Consider the following 4682-nt stretch of genomic DNA (forward strand, 5'->3'; position numbering starts at 1 on the left):
CCGCCGCCAAACATAATTGCGTTCAGTAGCAGGCGATTACGTTGTGCTTCGGCGGGGACATTCGGATGATAGGGATGCGATTCCACTTCCATCGCATCAAAGGCGGTGCCCATATCCAGCGGCTGGCCTTGTGCATCAAGTAACGTCAGATCAATCGCTACGCCGCGACTGTGATTCGATCCCTGCGCGGGCGGCACCACATAATCTTTATCCGGACAGGCATCCCACAAGTGCCACTGCGCTTGCTGCGGCCGATAGGCATCGAGTACCAACAAACTGAATCCCGCCAGCCGGGCAATCTCAATGCTTTTTGCCAGTGCGTCGGCGGCGGCCGGATGCAGCAACGCTTTTGCCTCGCGGTAGATGGCATAGCCCGCGATGTTATCTGCCGTGGCATATTTCAGATCGAAACGTAAAGCGGGAAAGGTTACGGCTAAATCAATCAGTTCAACGTCCTGCGTCATAATACATCCTGCTCATTACTGGTCCGGCAATGATAATAACTGACGCGGTAAATTTGTCAGCCGTTCTGCCCCAGCGGGCGTAACGCGCACCGTTTCGCTGAACGCCAGACCTTGCGCCGAAATATACATGTGGAACACCATATTCTCTTCCAGCAGCCACTGCGCGTTAGGGTGAAAACTGCAGGAAAAATCACTCGGTCGTGGCGTGCGTGTATAAAGCCCCAACGCATAACCGGTGATATTGGGATAATCCGCGCGCAATCCTCTACTCAGCACCGCATCGCGCACGATGGCATCTACGTCGTGCGCCACGATGCCCGGTTTCATGGCTGCAAATTGCTGATCCTGAATGGCGATCAGCTGTTCTGCCAGTTCGGCACGCTGCGCCGAAATCTCTCCGACGATATAAGGCCGCATCAGGCGCGCGCTGTAATGTTTCACTTTTGGTATCAGCTCGACATGCAGCACATCGCCATTTTCCAGCCGCTGCACGTGGCCGCTGGCATGCAGAAAACCATTATCACCGCTGGCGATCACAATCGGTCCGGTTTCGCCGGTATCCGCGCCAAACTGTAAAAACTGTCCGGCGGCCAGCGCGGCGACATCGCGCACCCGCCAGCCGCCCTCCACTTCCGCGCCAATAGCCATCATAGTGGCATCGGCGATGGCAGCAGCCTGACGCAACGCGGCGATTTCCGCCGGGAATTTGACGCTGCGCAGCCGGTCGCTCAGCCCGGTTAAATCACACCACTTCACGTCTGGCAGATAGCGTGAAAGTTGCTGCCAACTGTGTACCGTCATGCCGTAGGAGTAAAAGTCCGCGCCGATGCGTGCCTGTTGATATCCGCGACTTAACAGGCTTTGCGCCACTGCGTGCCAGGCATCCTGATCATCGCGATAGCTTTCCACTTCCAGCGTCGGCGATTGCGTGCGGCATGGCGCTTCATCCAGCTGGCGCAGCACCATCCAGGGTTCGCCGTTGAGCGGCACCAGGCAGGCGCGATATAAGGTTTCGGAGACGGTAAAGCCGGTGAGCCACGCCAGCAGCTCACCGTGATCCACCAGCATGATATCAACCGCGTTCTGCTGCATCGCGGCACGCAGACGCATTAGCGCTTCGGCGTGCATTACGCGGCCTCAACCGGCTGGCAAATCTCCAGAATGGCGAGCAGATAGATGCGCACCATATCGAGGAATTCACTGATTTCAACCCGTTCATCCGGCATGGTGTTGTATTTGCCGCCCGGCCCACAGACGATCCCTTCCATGCCCGCATGCTGATAGAGATGCGCCGCGTCGGTGCCAAAAAATGCCGGAGGCGTGATCACGCCGGTCGGTTGCTCAGTGCCGCGCACGGTTTTCCAGCCGCGATTCACCGCTTTAACGATGGCCGATTCCGGTGACACTTCGAAAGGCAACATGGTGGGTTTATCGCGGATGCCATCATCGTAAAGCTCTGCTTTCAGCCCCGGATAACGCTGGCACAAGTTATTCAGCAATGCCTGCAGATCGGCGAGCACGCCTTCCACCGTTTGCCCTGGCGCGAAGCGTGCCGAGCCTTTTAAGCGCACAAAGTCAGCCACCTGCGGCGGTCGCCACTCTTCCAGATCGCGCCCTAACGCGCCATGCACGGTGCCGATGTGACCACGGTTAATCTTGCGATGTTCAGCGGTTTTAGCACCGCTAAAGGTCATACCGTTAATCTGCGGAATCAGCTCGACAGCGGCGCTGATCGCATCGACCGCTTCTTCACGTTTCGATAAATGGCGCGTATCGCCGGTGAGCTCAATGGTAAACATCAGCGAACCGGCGTGCATGGTGAGCGCTTGCAGATCGGTCGGTTCCGCATTGATGAAGTAGTCGGCGCGCACACCTTGCTCAATCGCCGCCAGCGTGCCAATGCCGCCCTGCAACTCGCCCACCACGTAGGTCAGAATCACATCGCCTTTCAACTTCACACCGGCATCAATCAGCGTTTTCAAGGCGCAGAAGTAGGCGGCATCACCCGCTTTCATGTTCGACACGCCGATGCCGTAGATGAACTGATCGTCAATTTTTCCTTCCCAGGGATCGACGGTCCAGCCTTCGGTGACCGGATTGGTATCCAGATGACCGTTGAACAGCAGACTTTTGCCGCCGCCGCTGCCCGCCAATCGTCCAATCGCGTTCAGCCTGTCGCCAGGCACCTTCTGCAGTTCGGTTTCCAGGCCCAGCTGCGCCATCTGCGCGGCCATGTATTTCGCCAGTTCACGCTCGCCATCGGTGGCGCTGTAGCTTTTGTGCTGCACCATTTTTGCCAGGAAAGAGAGGCAAAATTCGCGATCGATATGATGAATTAACTGTTCAGGATTCATGTTTTTCTCGTCATGCAACGGACTTGGATAAGTCGGGAATATGCACCGCATCAAGCAGTGCACGGGTATAAGGATGCTGCGCCAGCGCCGTCATGTTGTCGCCGGGCAGCACTTCCACCACGTCACCGCGATACATCACTGCCACGCGATGGGCGATCTGGCGAATCAGGTTGAGATCGTGGGTAATAAACAGATACGCGGTGCCGTAGCGGCGGCGCAGTTCCAGCAACAGTTCGATGATGGTGGCCTGTACTGAGACGTCGAGCGCGGCGGTGATCTCGTCGCAAATCACCAAATCCGGCGGATTAGCAAAGGCGCGGGCGATGGCGACGCGCTGCTTCTGGCCGCCCGATAGCGCATGCGGATAACGCTGCGCAAACTCTGGCGGCAAACGCACTTCCTGCAGCAGGCGCGCCACCGCCTGCGCTTCGGTTTCGCCCGGCGGTAAACCGTACAAGCGCAGCGGCCGCGCGATGATTTCGCCGATGGTCATACGCGGATTCAGCGAGGCATCGGGATGCTGGAAAATCGTCTGCACGCGGCGGCGATACTCTTTATCCATCTGCGCGCGGCCATGCAGCGTGTAGCCACAAAAATCGAGCTCGCCGCTGAACGGCACCAGTCCAGTGATGGCTTTACCCAGCGAGGATTTACCGGAACCCGATTCGCCGACCACACCGAGAATTTCGCCCTGATGCACAGTGAGCGAAACCGCATTGGCGGCGCGCGTGGTATTGGCTTCGCGCTTCAGCAGGCGGTCGAGCAAACCTTGTTTGCCATAGTCGATGGTCAACTGCTTCAGGCCGAGTAACGGTTGATTGCCTGCCGCGTCCTGCACCAGCCGATGTTGCGGATTGGGCACCGCCTCAATCAGCTTGCGCGTGTAGGCGTTTTGCGGCGCGTTAAACAGGCTGCGCGTGTCGGCCTGTTCGACAATGTGCCCTTGTTCCAGCACACAGACGCGATTGGCGACTTTGGCGACTAACGCCAGATCGTGCGAGATATAAAGCGACGCGACGCCGGTCTCTTCACGCAAACGCTCGTAGAGATCGAGGATTTGCGCTGAGCTGATCACATCCAGCGCGGTGGTTGGCTCATCAAAAATCATGCAGTCCGGCTGGCAGGCAAACGCGGTGGCGATCAGGATGCGCTGCTTCTCGCCGCCCGAAACCTGATGCGGATAGCGGCGCATCATGCGTGCCGGATTTTTGAGTTCAACGTCGTGCAGCAGCGATTCGCCCAGCTCCTGCGCTTCGCGCGCGGACAAACCGCGATGGCGGCGCAACACTTCGGTGACCTGCTCGCCCAAGGTTAGCGTGGGATTGAGCGAGGCGCTGGGATCCTGAAAAATCATGCCGAGTTTGGCCCCGCGCAGTGCCGTCAGTTTAGCCGCTGGCAAGGTTAGCAGGCTGTCGCCGTTCAGGCGGATATCGCCCTGCAGCTCACGCGCGTTACCCGCCAGCCAGCGCATAATCGCCCAGCCGAGCGTGGTTTTACCGGAACCCGATTCGCCCACCAGCCCGAGTACTTCGCCGGGCATCACTTGCAGGTTGATGTCGCGCAGCACCGGCAGCGCATGTCCTTTGGCTAACGCGTAATCGAGGCTGTAATTTTCCACCGACAGCACCGGTGCAAGCTTGTCACTCATCAGTGGCTCCTTGGGTTGAGCACATCACGCAGCCCGTCACCCAGTAAATTAAAACCAATGGCGACCAGCGCGATGGCGAGGCCCGGAATCATCATCATCCACGGCGCATTGAAGAAGTAGGCGCGCGCTTCTGAGACCATCAATCCCCATTCCGGCTCTGGCGGCTGTGCGCCTAAGCCCAGGAAACTTAGGGTGGCAAACAGCATGATGGCGAAG

General features: G+C 58.3%; 5 protein-coding genes. All 5 read right to left on the bottom strand.

The window, feature by feature from the left end:
• Positions 1–464: D-alanyl-D-alanine dipeptidase (gene ddpX, locus RTY00_RS11095; RefSeq protein WP_312664464.1), on the bottom strand; the 464-nt coding region annotated here is incomplete at its 3' end.
• A 15-nt stretch (positions 465–479) separates the two neighbouring features.
• On the bottom strand, positions 480–1592 hold the full coding sequence (locus RTY00_RS11100; protein WP_312664465.1) for a Xaa-Pro peptidase family protein: 1113 nt from the start codon (positions 1590–1592) through the stop codon (positions 480–482).
• Positions 1592–2818: a M20/M25/M40 family metallo-hydrolase gene (locus tag RTY00_RS11105; RefSeq protein ID WP_312664466.1), complete on the bottom strand. Its 1227-nt coding sequence runs from the start codon at positions 2816–2818 to the stop codon at positions 1592–1594. Before RTY00_RS11105 ends, RTY00_RS11100 begins: the two co-directional genes overlap by 1 nt.
• Positions 2819–2828: 10 nt before the next feature.
• Positions 2829–4466, bottom strand: coding sequence for an ABC transporter ATP-binding protein (gene nikE, locus RTY00_RS11110; RefSeq protein WP_312664467.1), 1638 nt, complete (start codon positions 4464–4466; stop codon positions 2829–2831).
• Positions 4466–4682 (bottom strand): ABC transporter permease subunit (locus tag RTY00_RS11115; RefSeq protein ID WP_312664468.1); only part of this gene is annotated, 217 nt, incomplete at its 5' end. The genes RTY00_RS11115 and nikE, both read right to left, overlap by 1 nt.

This window comes from Pantoea sp. CTOTU49201 (assembly GCF_032054795.1).
Taxonomy (GTDB): domain Bacteria; phylum Pseudomonadota; class Gammaproteobacteria; order Enterobacterales; family Enterobacteriaceae; genus Pantoea; species Pantoea symbiotica.